The organism is Arsenophonus nasoniae DSM 15247 (assembly GCF_000429565.1).
In the GTDB taxonomy this organism is placed as follows: domain Bacteria; phylum Pseudomonadota; class Gammaproteobacteria; order Enterobacterales; family Enterobacteriaceae; genus Arsenophonus; species Arsenophonus nasoniae.
The window spans coordinates 1-1,662 of sequence record NZ_AUCC01000216.1; the positions used below are offsets into that span (position 1 = coordinate 1).

Consider the following 1,662-nt stretch of genomic DNA (forward strand, 5'->3'; position numbering starts at 1 on the left):
AATTCCATAAGTTTCAGATAATAGTATTCCCTCCCGATGGGCTGGGAATTTATAAATCTCCCAATTTCAGGGAGGCCAGGTTGTTAAAGAGCGGTGGTACTAAAAATTGTAATTATTTATTATTCACTTTCAGTGATGAGGGAATAACTTTGGTAAATCAGGTCTAAAACGATAAGCTGGAACTGTACCTCCCGTGACTTCAACTAAATCAGGTACAGATTTGGGAGATACTGGTTTTTTACCATTTAACCAATCACAAATAGTCGATTGAGCCAATCCGCATTTTTTTGCTAATGCCTTCTGACTTCCGGCTATTTTAATAGCAGCTTCTATTCCATAATTTTTCATTAATCGAATCTCCTATAGATAAAACCGATTATAAGAATCAATTAATAAACTGTCAATCGTATTTGCTATTTTGCGTATATATCGTTAATGCGATATTATTTGATCAAATATCTTCGTGGGGTTATTTAGGTGAGCTTTTCAGAGAGACTCAAGCAAGCAATGCAAGAAAAAGGATTCAGTCAAGGCGCTTTAGCTAAAGCTGTTGGAATGGCTCAATCAAGCGTATGGCGACTGACGAGTGGCGGCGCATTAGGAACAAAAAAACTAATAAAAATAGCAAAAGTTTTAGATGTTAATCCTGAATGGCTTTCAGATGGTATTGGAACGATGAAAGCTCACGGTATTAAATCTAATAATCAATTAATTATTGATTCTGTATCGCATTACACGGACAAGAGTAAAACTGATGAAAAAGATAATAATGTTGTCAAACTAAAATTATATAACCGCATTGAGTGGGTGCTTTCCCCTAGCGTTAGGGGTGAAAAGGACACTTATTCTATGTTTTTAATACCTAAAAATATAGTTGAAGAAACCAGAAGCTCAATTAAAGATTCAATATCAATAATTGCACCTGATGACAGCATGTCACCGATTATTCAAGAAAACTCTACCGTTGCACTGGATACGAGCATAAAAGATATTAAAAATGGTAAGATTTATTTAGTATCTTATGGTGGTGTATTTATGATACGCGGACTTTACAGTTTGCCCGAAAATAAAATCAAATTAAAAAATTATAAATCTGATGATTACCCAGAATTGATCGTTTCTGCATCAGAGCTGTTAATAATAGGGAAAGTCTATTATGTAGCAAGTAAAATCGATTAAACACATAACCAGCCCGCTATCCAAGTGGGCATTTAGTAGTCTTCAACCAATTTATACATTCCAAATCTACTTTTCATTTCAAAATTAACAGCAATCGTTTTTTAGATAAAAAACACTATATTATTATTTAGTTATTTAAATTCATTACTTTTAATCGTTTTTACGATTGACAATTAAAATAGAAAAGACTATTATCCTGTCCATCAACTCACTGCAACAGGCAAACGCCAGACAATACTCCGAGTTATCTGAAACTTTGCCAGACGTTGCTAAGTAGCCAGCCTGAGGCGTATGAACATGAAGGCAAGTGACGACAGTAATTCATAAGGATTTAAAATATGACGAATGTAAAAAGCACCTATGAAATTAGGCGCTTTGAACAAAAAGCTGTTAGTACTGTGTTTTTAGTTAGTGGGTATCTCCTTGAGGAGATTGAATGGCAGACTTTTCCAAGGTGTCAATATGTTTGGTTAGATCAGCAAT

Annotated in this window: 2 protein-coding genes; one reads left to right on the forward strand and one right to left on the reverse strand. The window is 34.4% G+C overall.

Translation table 11 applies throughout. From position 1 onward, the window contains the following. Positions 1–129: 129 nt before the first annotated feature. A complete protein-coding gene (locus G468_RS0117630; protein WP_026824107.1) occupies positions 130–348 on the reverse strand; it encodes a transcriptional regulator in 219 nt (72 codons plus the stop codon). A 129-nt stretch (positions 349–477) separates the two neighbouring features. Between G468_RS0117630 and G468_RS0117635 the strand changes: the two genes are divergently transcribed. After that, positions 478–1,179: an XRE family transcriptional regulator gene (locus G468_RS0117635; RefSeq protein WP_026824108.1), complete on the forward strand. Its 702-nt coding sequence runs from the start codon at positions 478–480 to the stop codon at positions 1,177–1,179. The last annotated feature ends 483 nt before the right edge of the window (positions 1,180–1,662 follow it).